Genomic DNA, 19,991 nt, shown 5'->3' on the forward strand with positions numbered 1-19,991 from the left:
TAATTTCATTTTACTACAACCCTACTGTTTCTTCAAAATATTTCCTGACATTTGTAATGAAATGCAACGAACCAGTGATAACGTAACAGCCGCTTTTTTGCAACGTGAAAATATCACTGACAGCCTGCCGCCAATTTTCCATAAGCCGGACATCCGCATGCTGCGTGCAGCGACGAAGCTCCGTGGTACTGGCCGCCCGGGGGTGTTCAAACGATGTTAAAGTGATAGCGGAAAAATGTTTCTCCAGCTGCTGCAGCATACCCTTTATATCTTTATCCCTGAATGCAGCAAAAACAAGTTGAGATTCCGGACCGGTGCATTGTGCCGGGAGAGTCTCCGTTAATGCCTGCACGCCTGCCGGGTTATGTGCACTGTCCAAGATAACAGTGGGGTTCTCAGAGATATATTCAAACCTGCCCGGAAGCGTGGCACCAGAAAGTCCATGCAGTGATTTATTCCAATCAATCGAGAAACCGCTTTGTTCTAGAATAGACAATGCCATCACTGCCAAGGATGCATTTTGTATCTGATGGCGGCCGAGTGCCCTGATGGAAATGTTCCTTACTTGATTGCTCTCAGCTTGCCATTGAAATAGTTGAGAATCTTTTGTCACATGCAGCAATTCTGAATGGAATGCATCACCGGATTGAAACACGGGTGCGTTTTTTTGTATTGCCTCGGCAATAATACTTTTATATGCTTCCTCATTCATTTCCCCGGCAATAACCGGCCTTTTTTCCTTAATGATGCCTGCTTTTTGCCAAGCGATTTCCCCAAGTGTGGTTCCTAAAAATGCCGTATGGTCCTTCTCAATATTTGTTATAATCGACATGACTGGATCAAAGCAATTTGTCGTATCATACCGGCCGCCCATCCCGGCTTCTATCAGCGCTACATCCACGTCATCCGCAAAGTGCAGAAAAGCAATTGCTGTAATGATCTCAAATGAAGTCGGGGCGTTTTGCTCCTGGTCAAGCCGCTGAATAAATGGATAAATCTGATTCATTAATGTTATGATAGTTTCTTCTGGGACTTTCCTGTGGTTAACGGAAATATGACCTTTGACGCCGTCCATACTTGGGGACTGGAACACTCCCACACGGCAGCTGTTCGCTATCAGCCCATGCTTTATGTACTGAATTGTTGATCCTTTGCCGTTTGTTCCTGCCACATGGATAGCGGTCACCTTTCCCTGTGGGTCACCAAGAAAGTGCAGTAATTTTCGGATTCGATCCAGGCCAGGCTTCATTCCCAGACGCTGCCTGTTTTGAAAAAAGGCTTCTACCTGCCGATATTGACGGAACATGTTTACACCGCTTTTCTTTAGAAATGTAGCTGTTGAACATTTACAACAGCATTATTATAGCAATAATCATCCGTTATTTGAATGAGGAAAGGACGAAAGCAATGAATCTGCATGGCTGGGTTATTTACAACGGTTATTTACAGGGGAATAAGTTTCTTGATTTTGCTGAATGGATACAGCGGGCTGCTGCCAAACAAAACATCCAAATGGACATTTACCGGAACAACGAACTGCTGAGTCTGCTCGCGGCTGGTTCTATGAGCCTGTTAAATGACAGAATAGCTGAACTGCCGCGCTTTGCAGTTTTTGCCGACAAGGATATTTATTTAGCGAAACAGCTCGAATTACTGGGGGTTCGGGTTTTTAACAGTGCGGAGGTGATTGCTTGCAGTGATGATAAAATTGCCACCTATCAAACACTCGCCGCCAATAAGCTGCCAATCCCCCAAACGATTGTGGCGCCAAAGGCTTTCCACCAATCAGGCAACGTCAGATTTGGTGATTATCAGGCTGCTATTGATCAGCTGGGTCTGCCCATGATTGTAAAAGAAGCTTTCGGCTCGTTTGGGGAACAAGTTCATATTGTTTCCACCGAAACAGAGTTGTTCGCCTGCATACGCGAACTCCACGGAAAGCCATTCATGCTGCAGGAATTTATCGCTTCCAGTCACGGCAGAGATATGCGGCTCCACGTTGTCGGTGATGCAGTTGCTGCAGCTATGACTCGGCAATCGTCTAATGATTTCCGGGCTAACGTTACCGCCGGCGGAACGATGCAAGCATACCAGCCTACTTTAAAGGAAAAACAGCTGGCAATTGCTGCAGCCAAAGCAATTGGCGCCGACTTCGCCGGTGTTGACTTGTTGTTCGGCGAAAATGAAAATCCCATTATCTGTGAAATCAACTCCAACGCTCATATTCGGAATATGTACGACTGTACCAGGATTAATGTCGCCGATTTCATCATTGATTATATCAAAAAAACACTGAAATGAGGTTCAGTCATGCCGGGTTGGCTAATCTATAATGATACGGACGCAAAACAGAACGAATCGTTTATCCGGTGGTTTTTGGATGAAGCGCTAATGCAGAATGTCTCCTTGCATTTTGTTCGAAGGGAAGACTTAACGCTTGGCATTTTGGGGAACACACAAACAATGCTGCTTCATGACAGGCCGGCAGTATTACCAGACTTTGCTGTTGTCCGAACCATCGATCCAATGCTCAGCCAGCAGCTGGAATCACTTGGCACAACCGTTTATAACCCGGCTGAAACGGCGGCAATATGCAACAATAAAGCGCTGACACACTTTCACGTCAGTAAACTGGGCATACCTTCTGCGGATACTATTTTCGCGGCTAAGGGCTCCCCCTTGCCAGTTGAAGCGCCGATGCCATTTCCGTTTGTTGTGAAAGATACTGGCGGTAGGGGTGGGAAACAAGTAAGCTTGGTCATGGACACGCCATCATGGGACAGTTTTCGTGAACAATATACAAGCAACCACGACCTCATTTTCCAGACGGCGAAGAATATACAACCAGGTAAAGATGTGCGGGTGTTTGTTATAGGGGAGGAAATCATTGGAGCTGTCCTGCGTGAAAATGCGCATGACTTCCGGGCCAATTATAAACTTGGCGGCTCAGCTTCTTGGTATGTGCTGGAAGAACACGAGAAAAAGCTTGTCCATCAAATCACCAGCTATTTCCGATTCGGGATGGCCGGAATTGACTTTCTTCTGGATGAAGATGGCGGTCTATTATTCAATGAAATAGAGGATGTAGTTGGTTCCCGTACGCTTAGCGCTGTATCCGACATCAATATTGTGAGACGATTTATTACACACATTAAAAGCGGGAACACCTCTATATAGGTACTCCCGCTTATCTGCTACTGCTTACGTTGTGCGCAATTCTTCCAGCCGTGCTTTTACTTTAGCCTGCTTTTCAAGATAATCTGTTTCTTTCTGCCGTTCTTCGTCCACGACTTTCTGTGGTGCTTTGCTGACAAATCCTTCATTTGCAAGCTTTTTCTGGACACGTTCTACTTCTTTTGTCCATTTTTCCAGTTCTTTTTCTAACCGGCTAATTTCTTTGTCAATGTCAATCAGTCCTTCAAGCGGCAGAAACAATTCCGCCCCTGTTACAACTGCGGACATTGCCTTTTCCGGTGCCTCAAGATCCGTTGCAACGGTTAATTCGCTTGGATTGCAAAAGCGTTCCAGATAGCTGCGGTTATGCTCAAGCTCCTGCACGATAGCTTCTGTCTCAGCTTTAATGTTCAGTTTGATTTGTTTTGATATTGGTGTATCCACTTCAGCACGAATATTCCGCACCGATTTGATAATGGAAACGAGCCGATTCATTTCATTTGCTGCGTTTTCATCGTGGAATTCCGCTTTTGGCTCCGGCCACCTGGCTGTGGTGATCGATTCTCCTTCATGCGGAAGCTGCTGCCAGATCTCCTCCGTAATAAACGGCATATATGGGTGAAGCATGCGCATCGTCTGGTCCAGCACATATGCGAGCACAGACCGCGTTGTTTTCTTCGCTTCTTCGTCATCCCCGTACAATGGTAGTTTGGCCATTTCGATATACCAATCACACAACTCATCCCAGATGAAATTGTATAAATGACGGCCGGCTTCACCAAATTCATACTTGCCGGTATTCTTTGTCACTTGTTCAATCGTTTCATTCAGCCTTGTCAGTATCCACTTATCCGCCAGTGATTTTTCCCCGTTCAGATCAATATCTTCATACGTGAAGTTCTCCATATTCATTAAGGAAAAACGGGATGCATTCCAGACTTTGTTGGCGAAATTCCAAGTGGCTTCAACTTTTTGCCAATGGAAACGCAAATCCTGGCCAGGGGATGTACCTGTCAGCAGGAAGTAACGCAGGGAATCGGCACCATACTGATCAATAACATCCATTGGGTCAACCCCGTTGCCGAGGGACTTGCTCATTTTCCGCCCTTCTGCATCCCGGATCAGCCCGTGAATCAGGACGTCTTTGAACGGCCGTTTGCCAGTGAATTGTTTCGACTGGAATATCATCCGTGCAACCCAGAAAAAGATGATGTCATAGCCGGTGACAAGTACATCAGTCGGGAAATACCGTTTAAAGTCTTCCGCATTCTCATCAGGCCAGCCCATGGTTGAGAATGGCCATAAAGCAGAAGAAAACCATGTATCCAACACATCTTCATCCTGTTCCCAGTTTTCAGGGTCAGCCGGGGCCTCCCTGCCTACATACATTTCTCCCGTTTCCTTATGGTACCAAGCTGGGATGCGATGTCCCCACCAAAGCTGGCGGGATATACACCAATCACGGATATTTTCCATCCAGTGGAGATAAGTGCGCTCGAATCGGTCAGGGACAAAATGCACTTTCCCGTTATCCTTCTGCAGATCAATCGCTTCATCAGCAAGCGGCTGCATATTTACAAACCATTGTGTTGACAGGTAAGGCTCCACTACAGCGCCGCTCCGTTCCGAATGGCCAACCTGGTGAAGGTGGTCTTCAATCTTGTACAGGACACCCTGTTCCTGAAGGTCCTGCACAATCTGGTCCCGGCAGTCAAAACGATCAAGCCCCTGGTAACCGAGGGCATTTTCATTCATCGATCCATCCTCATGCATGATAAGGATTCGTTCAAGATTATGCCGATTCCCAATTTCAAAGTCATTCGGGTCATGCGCTGGTGTAATTTTCACCGCGCCGGACCCCATTTCCATGTCCACATAGGAATCGGCAACGATGTCGAGTTCCCGGCCGACAATTGGCAGAATAACCTTTTTGCCAATCAGATGCTTATACCGGTCATCATCCGGATGGACAGCAACCGCCGTATCACCGAGCATCGTCTCCGGGCGGGTAGTAGCGATTTCGATCGTTTCATCACTATCCTTGATTGGGTAGCGCATATGATAAAATTTTCCATCTACTTCCTCGTATATCACTTCAATATCGGAAAGGGCTGTCTGTGTAGCGGGATCCCAATTGATAATGTATTCTCCGCGATAAATCAGTCCCTTCTCATACAGACTGACGAATACTTCGCGCACGGCTTGTGACAATCCCTTATCCATCGTGAACCGTTCTCTGGAATAGTCAAGGCCAAGCCCCAGCTTCTCCCATTGGGATCGTATGAAATCGGCATATTCTTCTTTCCAGTCCCAGGCAACCTCCAGGAATTTCTCCCGGCCGAGGTCATAGCGGTTCTGATCCTGTTCTTTCAGTTTGGCTTCAACCTTTGCTTGTGTGGCAATGCCCGCATGGTCCATTCCCGGCAGCCACAATACATCATACCCCTGCATCCGCTTCATCCGTGCGAGTGTATCCTGCATGGTGGTATCCCACGCATGTCCAAGATGCAGCTTCCCGGTTACATTCGGTGGCGGGATCACGATCGTAAACGGTTCTTTTTCCTGATCACCATCCGCTTCAAAAAATCCCCCATCCACCCAAAATCGGTAACGGTCTTTTTCAACTTCACGCGGATCATACTTTGATGACATATTAATCTTATTCGCATCCTCCATTATAAACGCCTCCTCCATTAACTTTTTCCAGAATAAAAAATCCTCTCCGCCCTGTCAAAAAGGACGAAAAGGATCTGATTCCGTGGTTCCACCTTTGTTCATAAGCAACTGCTGCTTATGCACTCATTGTATGGTAACGGTAAAAAAACCGGCGTTCTCCTACTTTATTCAGAGAAGCTGCTCAAGGGCGACTTCCGAAATAATTATTCCCGGGAAATTCCCACCAGCATTCCCTCTCTTCAGGGCAATCATTTCATACTGCTCCCTATCCTTGCATTTTCTTAGTGTGTTTATTATTATTCTATATTTTATCGTTTGTCGACTGTGAAATCAACTATTATGATATGCATTGCACAAAAGGCATTCGTTTATACATACAATAATACAAAATGGAAGAGGTGAACGACATATGGCACGTTTTTATCGCTATCGGCTGCCACCATGGGCGAGAAATTGCATCATTGTGATTGAAAAAGTGACGCTGCCGATATTCGTTTTTCAATTAATCCGTACGTTATTGTTCCCGTCATCGCTGGATGTTTTTCTGCTGGGGGCTTTGGCGGGATTGTTCATCGCTTTTTATTTGGAATGGATTTAAGATTCTGCGTGGGTTTCAGAATCAGGTGCAATGTCACTTTTCAAACGGAGCGACCAGTCCAGTCCGAGCTGCAGCTGACGGAAAGCATGCTGCAGCATTTTCTGCTGAGCGATCATCGAGTGCCCGGATTGTGCAGAAATATACCCCTCGATAAGCTGTATGTAATGGCCGGGGTCCAACAAATGGATGAGCAGCAAATGCCATTCTTTTTCATCCAGCGGGTTTCTATGACTATAAGAAGGAAACAACTCAGCCATATCCTCGGGTGACTGGTCATAGTATCGGACTTGATTTTTCAGGAATGCTGTCAAGTCAATAATTGGATTATCATAGCTCGCTTTTTCCCAATTAATGATATGGGGTTGATGGTGGGAGAGGATATGTTCTACATTAAGATTTCCATGACATAGGCAATAACTCCAGGCACTGTTCTCTTCCCAGGCATCTATAAAATGGGCAACCTGCGCATCCAGTTCTGTGATTACATTGACCAGCACATGATAATGCGTACAAACCTGCAACTCAAACGGAGACATGAACCGGTTTTGTTCGAATTGTTTCACGAAGTCAAGTAATGTATCCTGAAAGTTCCGGCACTGACTGCGGTAATCACTAAAACGGTTATGGACTGAATGAGCATCAATGGATTGTGTCTGTTTCGTTTTTGCATGAACTTCCCCAATTGTGCGAAAGACGTCCCTGACTTCTTCCTGATTATTGGGGCTGTTACTTTTCTTCCATGGGGTCATATAATAATATATGCCATCCACCCATGCGTACAGCTTGGAATCTACCGTCAAATAAACTGGCAATATATTCTTCAGTTGAAGTGCATGGGCCTGATGATAAACATGTTCCCACAAATGGACCGTTTCTTCCGTGAGCCTGCTTTTTTTCAATGCGTAATCATGCCGTCCGTCACTGACCCTAAATAGATGGCTCGATATTTGCTCTGTATAATATGGGAAGAAACCATACTTACGAACTGCTTTCTCTATCATTTTCATTCTGTATTTTCACCACCCTGCCAATCAGATAACTCCGATGTATTTATTCGAATTCCAAGTGGGGTTTCTTCATTTTTTAATCTCCTGAAACAGCAGTACCCCTTACTGACGAAGCAAGGGGTGCCCTTCTATGATTCTTTCTTCTGCGGTATATACAATAATTGGCCTTCCTGAAGGCTTTCATCCTCCAGACGGTTCTGCTTCAAAAGCTGCAGTGCGGTTATATCGTAACGCTCCGCAATCGATTCTACCGTATCCGTTTCCTGAACAATGCATAACCGCATTTTTGCATATTGTTCTTCTTCATCACTCCTGAACATATCCGCAAGATAGCGAACATCTTCAGGCCCTGATGAGCTCTCATCATTTTCAATCAAATAGTCCGAATCCGGGTATGTTGCCAATGACGGGGATTCATCGTAACTCTCTTCCACATATTCCTGTTCGGCTGTCCCCGCCATGTCAGCTTCCTGCTCTTTCTTTTCCTCCGTCCCAAAAAATTCGGCAAGTGTTTGCGTTTTTTTCCCTTTCCATCGATCTTTCTCAGCTGCTTTGTCAGCTTCTGGCTCCTGTGTTTCCTCAACGGTTTCCAGAGTTGGTTCCTGCTGGCTGCTCTCTAATTTCGGCCCCTCAGACAATACTGGGGCGGTTTCCGGATAGCCGGTCTCCTCGGATTCCTCGTCATCTTTTTTCATTTTGATGTCAAAATCAAACGTCTCTTCATTTCTTGGAAGAGGGGCTTGTTCCGCTTCCATTTCCGTGTCATCCGTTTTTTCGATCTCATCGGTAATCCCTTGAATTTCAATGACAGCATCCAATTTCAGCTGGTTTTGATCCGGTATTTCATAGTCTAACGATTCAATACCTACCGTTACATCATCCATATCAGTCACACGGTTTGCCGGCACAGAAATTTCCACTGGAAAGCGATGTGCAAATTCGGCCTGGCCATCATCAATATTCTCCACCTTTTCTACGTATCTTCTTGAATGGTAGTCTTCAAAATCCGCTGTGCTTTCTGCCTCATCGACAGCAGTTGTTTCTTTTTGATACGTGCCGTGGAGCTCGATGACTCCCCTGATGGAAATATAGTCATGGAACGATTGTATGGAAATTTCCGGATCCAATGAGACCCCCAACATTTCGCCAACTTCCTGTCCCCTTTCAAAAAAAAGGGATTCGTTTAATTCAAAGCGAAAAACGTTCCGATCGTTTTCCAACTGTCTTCCTCCCTTCAACATATATTCCATATGCTTATATGTCTCATTTCAACTATATGACGTAACTTTTGCGTATATGCCTGCATGGGCGAAACGTTTGTTTTTCGATTTGGCTGTTTTCTAAACCTAAAAGACTGTTGCTTTTGCGCCACTCTAGAGAATGAATCTCTACTTAACAATTTGTTTAAACTGCGACGTAAGTGCTTGTTGATTTCCGTTCCAGCCAGTCGCTTTCCGCGGGCAACGTTTCAGTCTCCTCGGAAGAAAATCGCTTCCTCGAAAAAGGAAAACACTTTTTCTTCGTGCGATGTAACGCTGCCGCAGCTTTCCTGGTCCTGCGGGGTTTTCAACTGTTGCTTTTCCCGCAGGAGTCGACTGGCCTCCACTCCAATCAACCATCAAAATAGAGATATAATTAAGCATCAAGTAAATATAATAAGATTACAAGTACAACATCAGCGGAGGAAATACACGGAGACTCCTGTGGGAGCAGAGGCCTAGATGAGACCCCGCAATGCGCAAGCACAAAGCAAGGCTTCCCCGAGTAATCTGCGACCTGCGAGGAGCGTATGCTTCGCCGAGTAAGCTTGCAACGTGACGAGCATGAGGAGGCTCATCAGCCGCCCACGGAAAGCGTAGTGTATTTCCGCAGTGGCGGTTTAACACTCATACAAAGTTATGTCGCATTTTATATCAACTGCACTGGAAAAACAAAGTTTGCGAAGACAGTCCTTGTTTTTCAAAATATGTATAAAAAAAGCCATTCCAGATTGCCCGGAACAGCTTTTTAGAAGTAGAATTTGACATTCATTATTTTTCAATTTTAGAGAAAGCAGTGCGTACTGCCTGAATGGTCTTGTCAATGTCTTCATCCGTATGAGCGGTTGACATGAACACACCTTCGAACTGGGATGGCGGCAAGAAGATGCCTTCTTCAATCATAGCACGGTAATACTGGGCAAAGTAGTCAACATTCGCATTCTGAGCTGTTTCAAAGTTGAAAACAGGCTCGTTTGTGAAGAAGAAACCAACCATTGACCCTGCACGGTTAATTTGAAGCGGAATATCAAAATCAATAGAAGCCCGTTTATACCCTTCCACTAATTTATCCACTTTTCGGTTTATGTCTTCATAGGATGATTCGTCCAGGGCCTTCATTGTTTCATATCCAGCGGTCATAGCCAGCGGGTTCCCTGATAATGTTCCAGCCTGGTAAATGGAACCGGTTGGAGCAATATTTTCCATTATCTCCCGTTTACCACCATATGCACCGACTGGCAATCCGCCCCCAATCACTTTTCCGAGACATGTCATGTCAGGCGTTACACCAAAATAGCCCTGTGCACAGTTATAACCAACACGGAATCCGGTCATTACCTCATCAAAAATCAGAAGGGATCCAGAATCATTGGTTATTTTCCTAAGTTCCGGCAGAAAGTCCTCTGATGGCGGAACAACACCCATATTCCCGGATACCGGTTCAGCAATTACGGCCGCAATGTCATCCCCATACTCTGAAAATGCATAGCGCACACTCTCCATATCATTATATGGAACGGTGATTGTGTTTTCTGCAATGGATGATGGAACACCAGGGCTGTCAGGAAGGCCAAGTGTGGCAACACCGGATCCGGCCTTAATGAGTAGAGAGTCACCATGACCATGGTAATTGCCCTCAAACTTCAGGATTTTGTTCCGTCCGGTATACCCGCGTGCAACACGCAATGCACTCATCGTTGCTTCCGTTCCGGAGTTGACCATGCGGACCATTTCGATAGATGGTACACGGTCGATGACAAGCTGGGCAAGCTTATTTTCCTGTACAGTGGAAGTGCCAAAACTTGTTCCCCGCTCCGTGGCTTCTTTTAGCTTGGAAACGACGCGATCATCGGCATGTCCTAAAATTAAAGGCCCCCAGCTCAATACATAATCAATATACGTGTTGCCGTCAATATCCGTAATTTTGGACCCTTTTCCACTTTCCATAAAAATCGGTGATAAACCGACTGATTTAAACGCACGAACTGGTGAATTCACACCGCCAGGCATAAGGTCGACGGCTTTTTCATATGCATTTTTCGACTTATCAAAGTTTCCCACAGCATATCACTCCAATAAAAATTTTGAAATCAGCTTAACAGGCTTTCCAAAGAATGTATTCTCTCGTTACGATTTATAGCCATTTTGCAACATCTTTGGCGAAATAGGAAATAATCAGATCCGCTCCTGCCCGTTTCATGGCAGTCAGTTTTTCCAGCACCAGTTCTTTCTCATCAACCCAGCCGTTCAATGCAGCTGCTTTCACCATTGAATATTCTCCACTCACGTTGTATGCGACAACTGGCGTATTATGATTGTTGCGCACATCCCGGACGATATCCAAAAATGACATAGCTGGTTTGACAATCAGGAAGTCTGCACCTTCTTCCACGTCTGTGGCCGCTTCCCTTAGTGCTTCCCGACGATTTGCCGGATCCATCTGATACGTCTTGCGGTCACCAAATTGTGGTGTGCTGTCTGCCGCATCACGGAACGGGCCATAATAGGCAGATGCATATTTCACTGCATATGACATAATTGGAATGTTCTTGTACCCAGCTTCATCCAACGCCTGACGAATAACTGCTACGAAACCATCCATCATATTGGAAGGAGCAATAATATCCGCGCCGGCTTCAGCCTGGGACACAGCCGTTTTGGCTAACAGTTTCAGTGACTCATCGTTATCCACATCGTGATTATGAATGACACCACAGTGGCCATGTGATGTATATTCGCATAGACACGTATCGGCGACAACAAGCAATTCGGGTGCTTCTTTTTTGATAAGACGTGTCGCCTGCTGCACAATTCCGCTATCTGCAAAGGCACCGGATCCCTGTTCATCTTTATCACCGGGAACTCCAAACAGCATGACGGCTCGAATCCCAAGTGAAAGCAGTTCTTCTGCCTCTTCTTTCAGGTAATCCAGTGATATCTGGTAAACTCCCGGCATGGATGGCACTTCATTTTTAATACCTTCCCCTTCCATGATAAAAAGTGGATAAATGAAGTCATCCATTGTCAGATTGTTTTCGCGGACAAGCGAGCGCATTGCTGTTGATGAGCGCAAACGGCGGTGCCGCTTAAATTGCCAAGTCTCTGCCATGATCATCCTACCCTTTCTGTTCGATATAACTACCTATTTTTTCAAGCATCCCATCTATCGTAAATTCATCCGGTATCAAAAGATTGCGCAGACCGAAATCCTGTGCCCGCTCCCCTGTCGTTGTCCCGATGCAGGCAATCAGTACATCCGCAGTTATGTTTGTTTCCTTCATATCCATGAATGCTTCCACTGATGACGGGCTTGTAAAAGTTATGATATCAAGATTATTCTGCTGCAACTGGTGATTCAATTCATCTTTCACAGAAACGTTGCGGCCCGTTTCGTACACTTCCAATTGCGTAAACTGGATTCCCTTTTCCCTGAACCAGTCAGGAAGAACATTACGCGATCGATTCCCCCTGATGAGCAGAATCGGACCATCCGTATATACATTTGATAAGCTGAATTCGTTCGTCATCGTTTCCGCGCTATAAACAGATGGAATGAAATCTGTCTGAAAACCGTATTTTTCTAATGCTCCGGCCGTCTTATGCCCAACAGCCGCAAACTTGCTCCTTACCAAAACCTTCTTATCTATACCATAGTAGTCCAGTAGTTGGAAAAAACAATGGACGCCATTGACACTAGTAAAAAATAGCCAGCTAAAATGCTCATTCCCCTGAAGAGTCCTTATTTCATCCTGACCGGCTTTGCACGTAATTTTTAACAATGGCACTTCAACAGGAATACCGCCGATCTCCAGCACCTTATTCGAAAATAATTTCGCCTGTTTTTTTTCGCGGGTAATCAGAATTCTCTTGCCATGGAGCCAGGCGGACATCAGCTGTCAAGCTCCTCTTTCACTTTTTCAACAATTTCCTTCGCGCCCCGGTTGATCAGCTTTTCGGCGGCCTCTTTTCCAACTGCCTTTGGTTCGGTTCCTCTAACCGTTTCCTTCAGCACCGTTTTGCCATCAGGCGTGCCAACAAAGGCGGTCAAAATAATGTCACCACCGTCCAAGCGTGCATAACCACCAATTGGCACCGAGCAGCTTCCCTCAAGGAGATAGAGAAAGGTTCTTTCGGCAGTCACTGTTTTTTCCGTATTGGCATCGTTTATCTGATTTAACAATGCGTGCAGTTCTTCATCATCTTCACGGCACTCGATGGCCAATGCTCCCTGTCCGACGGCCGGCACGCAAACATCCGGTTCCAGGTACTCGGTAATAAGCTCTTCACTTAAGCCGACACGTTTCAGGCCGGATACCGCCAAAATAATCGCGTCATAATCCTCTTCATTTAATTTTCGGATACGTGACTCAATATTTCCGCGGATCCATTTAATCTCAAGATCCGGACGTGCTGCCAGGATCTGCGACTTGCGCCTCAGGCTGCTTGTTCCGACAATGGCACCTGCCGGTAAATCCTTAAGCGGTATGTCATTTTTCGCGATATAAGCATCCCGATGATCTTCCCTGACAGGAATGGTCGTAATTGACAGACCATCCGGCATTTCCGAAGGCATGTCTTTCATGCTATGTACCGCGAAATCAATTTCTTTATCATACATTGCTTTTTCAATTTCTTTAACGAATAACGCTTTGCCACCAACTTTTGACAACGTCACATTAAGAATCTGATCCCCTTTTGTAACGATTTTCTTCACTTCAAACTCGTTGGTTATACCAGCTTTTCTTAAATGATCAATCACCCAGTCTGTCTGCGTCAAAGCGAGGTTGCTTTTTCTGGATCCAACAACAATTTTGCGCATGCGGGAACCCTCCTTGTACTATTGTAAATGAAAATTGGACAGTATGCTAAAAAGAAAGAAATTAATCAATAGAAATAGAAATGCTGCCGAGTTATAAATCGAGATAGCTTTTCCAAGATAACCCTTTCCTAAACGGAGCAGCAGATAAATAACATAGACGAACAATACAACTATCGAACCAATCGTTTTCAGGTCAACCCAGTAGAACTCAGCGTCTGCCATATATGCCCAAACCACTCCAAGAACAATCGCAATGGTCAAAAGCGGCACGCCCAGGGTAACCGCTTTGAAGGAAAAAGCGTCCAGCTGCTTTAAATCACCCAATCTCCATACCCACTGGAATCCTCTTTTTTCCTTTAAGAACTTATATTGAACCAGATACATAAGGGAGAATAGGAAGGAAACAGTGAAAAAGCCATACGAAACAAAGGCCAGGGATATATGAGCAATTAATATTTCATGGACAAGCTCTACACCCTGCACCTGCATCTGTTCCTTAGCCCTGGCAGAAATATAGAGTAAAAGAATAAAAAATCCCAATAAATTTGTAAAAAACAAGATGAACTGAATCCGGAACAATTTACTGAGGACAAGCGAAAAGGAAATGAGTACCCATGCGTAGAAAGACAATCCATCGTACAATGTCAGGACCGGGAAGCTATTCGCTATAACCACTTGCCTCAACAAAAAAGCGGTTTGTAACAACCAAACCATACAAAGTAACCAGAAGGCTATCCTATTTGCCTTCCGGTTATGCTGTATGAAATCAAGGAAATACCCCACCAGGCTTAGCCCATACGTAATAAGAATAATTTCATAAAACCATTTTGCTTCATCCATAGTGGAAATCCTTTCATCTTACCGAGTGGATACATTTTTCACAAAAGGAAAGGATAACTTTTCATCTGTTTTCCCTGTTTCATTATTCTTTTTTGTCTGTTTATTCAATCCTTCCCGGACATCATCTTCAATCCCAAAAATATTTACGAACATTTCAAGTGCTTCTTCTTTTTGTTCACTTGCCGCCAGTTCTTTGGCTTGTGTGATGGGCTCTTTCAAAAGCTGATTGACAATACTTTTCGTGTGTTTATTCAGCACCTTTCTTTCGCGTGCTGTTAGATCGGGCATTTTCCGCTCAATGCTGTTCATCGTTTCCGACTGTATCGAGAGTGCTTTCTGACGCAATGCAGAGATCACTGGCACAACCCCGAGCGTCTGTACCCAATCATCAAAAGCAACGATTTCTGCTTCAAGCATTATTTCAATCTTTTCTGCTGCTGCTTTTCGGGAAGCAAGATTTTCATCAACGATATGCTGCAAGTCATCAATATCATACAGGAATACATTCTCCAAATCGCCAATAGCAGAATCCAAATCCCTTGGAACAGCGATATCGACCAAGAAAAGTGGTCTTCCCTTACGTTTTTTCTGAATGGATTCAATTTCTTCTCTTGTCAGTACAACAGAATCAGCACCGGTTGAGCTGAGCAGAATATCCGCCGACTGTAACTGATCGTGCAGCTGGCTGATTGGCACTGCTTCGGCCTGAAATTTTTCAGCCATTTCTTGCGCTTTTTCAAATGTGCGGTTCATCACGGTGATATTCGAGGCACCAGAACCTGCCATGTTTTTGGCTGCCAGTTCCCCCATTTTTCCGGCACCAAGAATAAGCACTTCCTTATCCTGTAAATTCCCGAAAATTTTACCGGCCAGCTGAACGGCAGCGTAACTGACCGAAACAGCATTCTCCCCAATCGCCGTTTCTTTGTGTGCTTTTTTAGAAAATGTAATGGCCTGTTTGAACAACTCATTAAAAATGGTACCTGTTGTTTCATTTTCCTGCGCTGTCATAAACGCGTGTTTCACCTGGCCAAGTATTTGCGTTTCTCCCAAGATCATGGAATCAAGGCCGGCTGATACCCGCAGCAGGTGTTCAACGGCACCATCGCCTTCACTGATCTGCAAATACGGCGAAAACTCTTCCTTATCCACCTCAAACCAGTCAGCAAGAAATTGTTTAATATAGTGCCGTCCCGTGTGTACCTGATCAACGACAGCATAAACCTCTGTACGGTTGCAGGTGGATACAATTACGTTTTCGAGGATGCTCTTCTGTTTTTTTAGAGCAAGCATAGCCTGATCAGCGCTGTCTTCGGAAACAGTGAACCTTTCCCTGAATTCCAAAGGGGCTGACTTATAATTGAATCCCACTTTAAGTATATGCACAGTAATTACCCCCACGTTCTTTAAATACGTGTTCAAAAAGGAGGATAAAAAGAACCGAGAATTTCAAGGCGGCGCAGCTTTGAGTAGCGGAGTGTATGCTAATTAATACATGAGCATAAGGAATGCTCCTTTGAATCCGCATCGCACGCAGGAAAAGCAAGCCAACGAAGAAATTCGAAGCGTCATTTCCACCGGACTTTTTGAACAACCTCTTAAACGTCAATTACTTTCATTATAACATGGATAGCCACCATGTCGGCATTAAATTGTGAACAGAATTTGAAACCAGGCATTCTGTATGCACCCATTGCATTAAATCCGTATGTACTCTATCATACGCTTTAGACTATACGCAACCAATTGAGTTTCATTATTAATTAAAAGAGAAGGTGCATATTTATCAGAAAACGTCATTCCTTTATCGGTTATATATTAATTGGTGTCGGTGTTTATTTCTTACTGAGGGAATTGGATATTCCTGTTTTATCTTCCTTTTATTCGTGGACTGTTCTTATTATTATTATTGGATTTGCTCTTCTTATACATAGTTATGTGACAAAGGATTATGACCATTTGTTTACGGGGGGCTTCATTTTTGGGCTGGGAATCCACTTTTATGGTCTTCTCCATTATTCGTTCTGGATTGATCATTGGGGCATATACCCCTTTATCGTCGGTGCCGCTCTTATTATTCGGGCAGTAAGGACGAAAAAGGGGCTCTTTCCAGGCATGTTATTAAGTAGTGCTTCCGTTGTCCTTATCTTCTCTGCCCAATTGCGTGATCAGATCGAATGGATCCATGACCTATCAGCAATGATCGAAAATTATTGGCCTCTTATCCTGATTGGCGTCGGTATCTGGCTGCTGAGAAGAAAACAATAATTCTTACCTGTCACATTCACCCACATCAAAAAAAGCCCTCCCACGGGAGAGCTTTTTTTAATATGGGCCTTTTCGTAAACTTTGTTGTTTCTCCAGCGCAGTTGATATAAACTTCGACTGAAAATTTCATTAGTGCTGTTCTGATTACCGTTAAGTGCTCAGAGACGCTCCGGCTGGCACTGAAGTTCTGCATATTGGATGTTGAGATCAATGGAATCCGTGTTAGAGGGGTTTCTCTCACTGGGAAAGAACACCATACTAAGCTGCGGAAAAATGCGAGACTCCAGCGGGAAAGGCAGGCTAAAACCACGACGTCCTGTTGCAACGCCTGCACTAGCACGTCATGTGCGTCGAACAGTCTGAAGACCCCACAGCGAACGATAATGAGAACCTTTTAGAAAAAAGCCTTCATATTTAATTAATGTACTGCCTGATAAACCGCCATGCATCTTCTTTTCCTTCTCCGGTTTCAGCGGAAAAAGGGACGACGATATCGTCCGATTCGACTTGCAGTGTCTGGGTGGTTTGTTTCAAATGGATTGGCCGTTTTCCTTTTGCCACTTTATCCAATTTTGTCGCAATAACGATGACTGGCAGCTCATAGTACTTTAGAAAATTGTACATCTGAACATCGTCTTTTGTCGGTTCATGACGTAAATCCGTAATCAAAACACAAGCTTTCAGTGTCGTACGTGTATCAAAATACTCTTCCATCATGACGCCCCACTTTTCCCGTTCCTTTTTGGATACTTTGGCATAGCCGTATCCCGGGACATCAACAAAATAATACTTACCATTTATTTTATAAAAATTCAGCGTCTGTGTCTTTCCTGGTTTCGACGATGTTCTGGCCAGACTTTTTCGCTGGATAAGCTTATTAATAAAGGATGACTTTCCAACATTTGACCGGCCAGCAAGTGCTATTTCAGGAAGACGGTCGTTCGGGTATTGTTTTTGACTGACAGCACTTATGACTAGCTCAGCTTCCGTTACTTTCATGTTTCTCCTCCGTTAGTGCATGTTTGAGCACCTGGTCCAAATGATTCACCTTAATGAACGTCAAGCCGCTTCGTACACTCTCTGGTATGTCTTCGATATCTTTCTCATTCTCTTCCGGCATAATAATGGTCGTGATCCCGGCTCGATGTGCACTGAGTGATTTTTCCTTCAGTCCGCCGATTGGAAGCACACGTCCGCGCAAGGTAATCTCACCGGTCATGCCAACTTCTTTTTTGACTGCTCTGCCGGTCAATGCGGAAATAAGTGCCGTTGCCATTGTTATACCTGCAGATGGGCCGTCCTTCGGTGTAGCACCTTCTGGGACATGGATATGGATATCATATTTCTCATGAAATTCCGGATCGATTTGTAATTCCTCTGCACGTGACCGAATATAACTGAATGCTGCCTGTGCAGACTCCTGCATGACGTCTCCTAATTTCCCGGTAAGCGTTAATTTCCCTTTTCCTGGATATTGGGAAACCTCAATGGACAATGTATCCCCGCCGGCAGCCGTATATGCCAGCCCTGTAGCAGTACCGACCTGATTTTCTTCTTCCATTCGGCCATACCTGTAGAGCGGTTTTCCTAGCATTTCTTCAAGGCTTTTTTCGGTTACAATAACCCGTTTTTTCTCCCCAGAGATAATGGTTTTGGCTGCTTTCCGGCATAGTGTGGCAAGCTGTCGTTCCAAATTGCGGACACCAGCTTCCCGGGTATAGGTGCGGATTAACTTCATCAGCGCTTCTTCTCGAATTTGCAAATCAGACTTCTTTAAGCCGTTTTCCTGTAGCTGTTTCGAAAGCAGGTGTTCTTTGGCGATATGCATCTTTTCCACTTCTGTATATCCCGCAATCGACAAAAGCTCCATGCGGTCCAATAGCGGCCCGGGAATATTATTCACATAGTTGGCCGTAGCAATGAACAGCACATTGGAGAGGTCATAAGTTTCTTCAATAAAATGGTCACTGAAGTTACTGTTTTGTTCAGGATCCAGCACTTCCAGCATTGCGGACGACGGATCACCGCGAAAGTCGCTGGCCATTTTATCAATCTCATCCAGCAGGAACACAGGGTTATTAGTTTTTGCTTTTTTCATTCCCTGTATAATTCTGCCAGGCATTGCGCCAATGTATGTCCGGCGATGGCCTCGGATCTCTGCTTCATCCCGAACCCCGCCAAGCGAAATTCGGACAAAATTCCGGTTAATTGCTCTGGCAATAGACTTGGCCAGCGATGTTTTCCCAACCCCTGGCGGTCCTACAAGGCAGAGAATAGGTCCCTTAATTGATTCTGTCAACTTTTGAACAGCCAAATATTCCAAGATCCGTTCTTTCACCTTTTCAAGGCCATAGTGATCTTCTTCCAAAATGTTTTCCGCTTTGTCCATCTCTATCTGGTCCTGGGTTTCTTCTGTCCACGGTAATGCAACTAACCATTCAATATAATTTCTAATAACGGAACTCTCGGCAGAACTTTGCGGCACTTTTTCGAACCGGTCGAGTTCCTTTTTAGCCGTTTCAGCAACTTGCTCTGGCATGGTTGAAGCTTGGACCTGCTGGCGAAGTTGTTGCGCTTCACTCGATTTTCCATCTTTTTCGCCCAACTCTTTCTGAATGGCCTTTAATTGTTCCCGCAAATAGTACTCTTTTTGGGTTTTTTCCATCGAGTTTTTCACGCGCTGACCGATTTTCTTTTCGAGATCCATTACTTTTTTCTCATTTGAAATCAAATGAATCAAATGCTGCAGCCGGTCCTTGACATTGGCAATTTCCAATAATTCCTGTTTTTCCTTTACTTTAAGGGACAAGTGGGATGCAACAATATCTGCCAGCCTGCTTGGTTCCTCAATATCAGACACCGTTGACAGCGTCTCTTGCTTGATTTTATTAGAGACTTTTATGTACTGTTCAAATTGCTTAAGCAACGAACGCATCAGTGCTTCTTCTTCATTCTTTTCAGCATGTTCCTCTTCTAGCTGCTTAATTTCAACTGCAAACTCATCACTCTCATTTTCATCGATAAATCGGGTAATTTCCCCACGGTGCAGTCCTTCTACCAATACGCGAAACGTTCCATTTGGGAGTTTCAGCATCTGCTTAACGTTAGCCACGGTCCCGACTCTATATATATCTTTAGGCTCGGGCGTTTCCAGGCTCACTTGTTTCTGTGAAGCCAAAAAGATAGTTTGATCACCCATCATTGCTTTTTCCAGGGCCGCTACGGATTTATCACGGCCAACATCCAGATGCAAAACCATCGACGGAAATACGAGTAACCCGCGCAATGGCAGGAGGGGGAATTGGGTTGATTCTGTCGTCATATTGTATGTACCTCCATTGTTACTGGAA

The 19,991-nt window shown here is 44.8% G+C and carries 16 protein-coding genes, 1 pseudogene and 1 other annotated feature; of the genes and pseudogenes, 5 read left to right on the forward strand and 12 right to left on the reverse strand.

The window, feature by feature from the left end; genetic code table 11:
* Positions 1-13: 13 nt before the first annotated feature.
* Positions 14-1,306, reverse strand: a complete 1,293-nt coding sequence (locus tag ACFSUO_RS00980) for a bifunctional folylpolyglutamate synthase/dihydrofolate synthase (protein WP_382390152.1) — start codon at positions 1,304-1,306, stop codon at positions 14-16.
* Positions 1,307-1,338: 32 nt separating this feature from the next.
* Here ACFSUO_RS00980 and ACFSUO_RS00985 point away from each other — a divergent pair, with 32 nt between their 5' ends.
* Positions 1,339-2,301: an ATP-grasp domain-containing protein gene (locus ACFSUO_RS00985; protein ID WP_382390154.1), complete on the forward strand. Its 963-nt coding sequence runs from the start codon at positions 1,339-1,341 to the stop codon at positions 2,299-2,301.
* A 9-nt stretch (positions 2,302-2,310) separates the two neighbouring features.
* Positions 2,311-3,177, forward strand: a complete 867-nt coding sequence (locus tag ACFSUO_RS00990; protein WP_382390156.1) for an ATP-grasp domain-containing protein — start codon at positions 2,311-2,313, stop codon at positions 3,175-3,177.
* Between the two features lie 24 nt (positions 3,178-3,201).
* Here ACFSUO_RS00990 and ACFSUO_RS00995 read toward each other — a convergent pair whose 3' ends face one another.
* Positions 3,202-5,850 (reverse strand): valine--tRNA ligase, encoded by a 2,649-nt coding sequence (locus tag ACFSUO_RS00995; RefSeq protein WP_382390158.1) that lies wholly within the window; start codon positions 5,848-5,850, stop codon positions 3,202-3,204.
* A 56-nt stretch (positions 5,851-5,906) separates the two neighbouring features.
* Positions 5,907-6,131: a binding site (T-box leader), on the reverse strand.
* A gap of 128 nt (positions 6,132-6,259) precedes the next feature.
* Here ACFSUO_RS00995 and ACFSUO_RS01000 point away from each other — a divergent pair.
* Positions 6,260-6,448 carry a hypothetical protein gene (locus tag ACFSUO_RS01000; protein ID WP_382390160.1) on the forward strand — a complete coding sequence of 63 codons (189 nt, stop codon included), beginning with the start codon at positions 6,260-6,262 and terminating at the stop codon, positions 6,446-6,448.
* Here the strand turns inward: ACFSUO_RS01000 and ACFSUO_RS01005 are convergent.
* The 8 genes from ACFSUO_RS01005 to hemA form a co-directional block, all read right to left on the reverse strand.
* On the reverse strand, positions 6,445-7,455 hold the full coding sequence (locus ACFSUO_RS01005; protein WP_382390162.1) for a phosphotransferase: 1,011 nt from the start codon (positions 7,453-7,455) through the stop codon (positions 6,445-6,447). The two genes, ACFSUO_RS01000 and ACFSUO_RS01005, sit on opposite strands and share 4 nt — an antisense overlap.
* Before the next feature lie 128 nt (positions 7,456-7,583).
* Entirely contained in the window at positions 7,584-8,675 is a 1,092-nt protein-coding gene (gene spoVID / locus ACFSUO_RS01010; RefSeq protein WP_382390164.1) for a stage VI sporulation protein D, read from the reverse strand.
* An 810-nt stretch (positions 8,676-9,485) separates the two neighbouring features.
* The gene (gene hemL / locus ACFSUO_RS01015; RefSeq protein WP_382390166.1) at positions 9,486-10,775 is read right to left on the reverse strand and encodes a glutamate-1-semialdehyde 2,1-aminomutase; all 1,290 of its coding nucleotides are present in this window, start codon (positions 10,773-10,775) and stop codon (positions 9,486-9,488) included.
* 73 nt (positions 10,776-10,848) lie between these two features.
* Positions 10,849-11,823: a porphobilinogen synthase gene (gene hemB, locus ACFSUO_RS01020; protein ID WP_382390168.1), complete on the reverse strand. Its 975-nt coding sequence runs from the start codon at positions 11,821-11,823 to the stop codon at positions 10,849-10,851.
* Between the two features lie 7 nt (positions 11,824-11,830).
* Positions 11,831-12,604, reverse strand: a complete 774-nt coding sequence (locus ACFSUO_RS01025) for a uroporphyrinogen-III synthase (protein ID WP_382390170.1) — start codon at positions 12,602-12,604, stop codon at positions 11,831-11,833.
* Positions 12,604-13,533, reverse strand: coding sequence for a hydroxymethylbilane synthase (gene hemC / locus ACFSUO_RS01030; protein ID WP_382390172.1), 930 nt, complete (start codon positions 13,531-13,533; stop codon positions 12,604-12,606). The genes ACFSUO_RS01025 and hemC overlap by 1 nt, the downstream gene beginning before the upstream one ends.
* A gap of 18 nt (positions 13,534-13,551) precedes the next feature.
* Positions 13,552-14,373 (reverse strand): cytochrome C assembly family protein, encoded by an 822-nt coding sequence (locus tag ACFSUO_RS01035; protein ID WP_382390174.1) that lies wholly within the window; start codon positions 14,371-14,373, stop codon positions 13,552-13,554.
* An 18-nt stretch (positions 14,374-14,391) separates the two neighbouring features.
* Positions 14,392-15,759: a glutamyl-tRNA reductase gene (gene hemA / locus ACFSUO_RS01040; protein WP_382390176.1), complete on the reverse strand. Its 1,368-nt coding sequence runs from the start codon at positions 15,757-15,759 to the stop codon at positions 14,392-14,394.
* Positions 15,760-16,188: 429 nt separating this feature from the next.
* On the opposite strand from hemA, the pseudogene ACFSUO_RS01045 reads away from it, so the two are divergent.
* A pseudogene (locus ACFSUO_RS01045) lies at positions 16,189-16,287 on the forward strand (LiaI-LiaF-like domain-containing protein); the annotation flags it as partial.
* A 24-nt stretch (positions 16,288-16,311) separates the two neighbouring features.
* Entirely contained in the window at positions 16,312-16,641 is a 330-nt protein-coding gene (locus ACFSUO_RS01050; RefSeq protein WP_382390178.1) for a hypothetical protein, read from the forward strand.
* Positions 16,642-17,055: 414 nt separating this feature from the next.
* On the opposite strand, the gene yihA is transcribed toward ACFSUO_RS01050, so the two are convergent.
* A complete protein-coding gene (yihA, locus tag ACFSUO_RS01055) occupies positions 17,056-17,640 on the reverse strand; it encodes a ribosome biogenesis GTP-binding protein YihA/YsxC (protein WP_382390180.1) in 585 nt (194 codons plus the stop codon).
* Positions 17,621-19,963 carry an endopeptidase La gene (gene lon / locus ACFSUO_RS01060; RefSeq protein ID WP_382390182.1) on the reverse strand — a complete coding sequence of 781 codons (2,343 nt, stop codon included), beginning with the start codon at positions 19,961-19,963 and terminating at the stop codon, positions 17,621-17,623. Before lon ends, yihA begins: the two co-directional genes overlap by 20 nt.
* Positions 19,964-19,991 lie beyond the last annotated feature (28 nt).

Source organism: Lentibacillus juripiscarius, from assembly GCF_042685205.1.
Lineage (GTDB): Bacteria > Bacillota > Bacilli > Bacillales > Amphibacillaceae > Lentibacillus > Lentibacillus juripiscarius.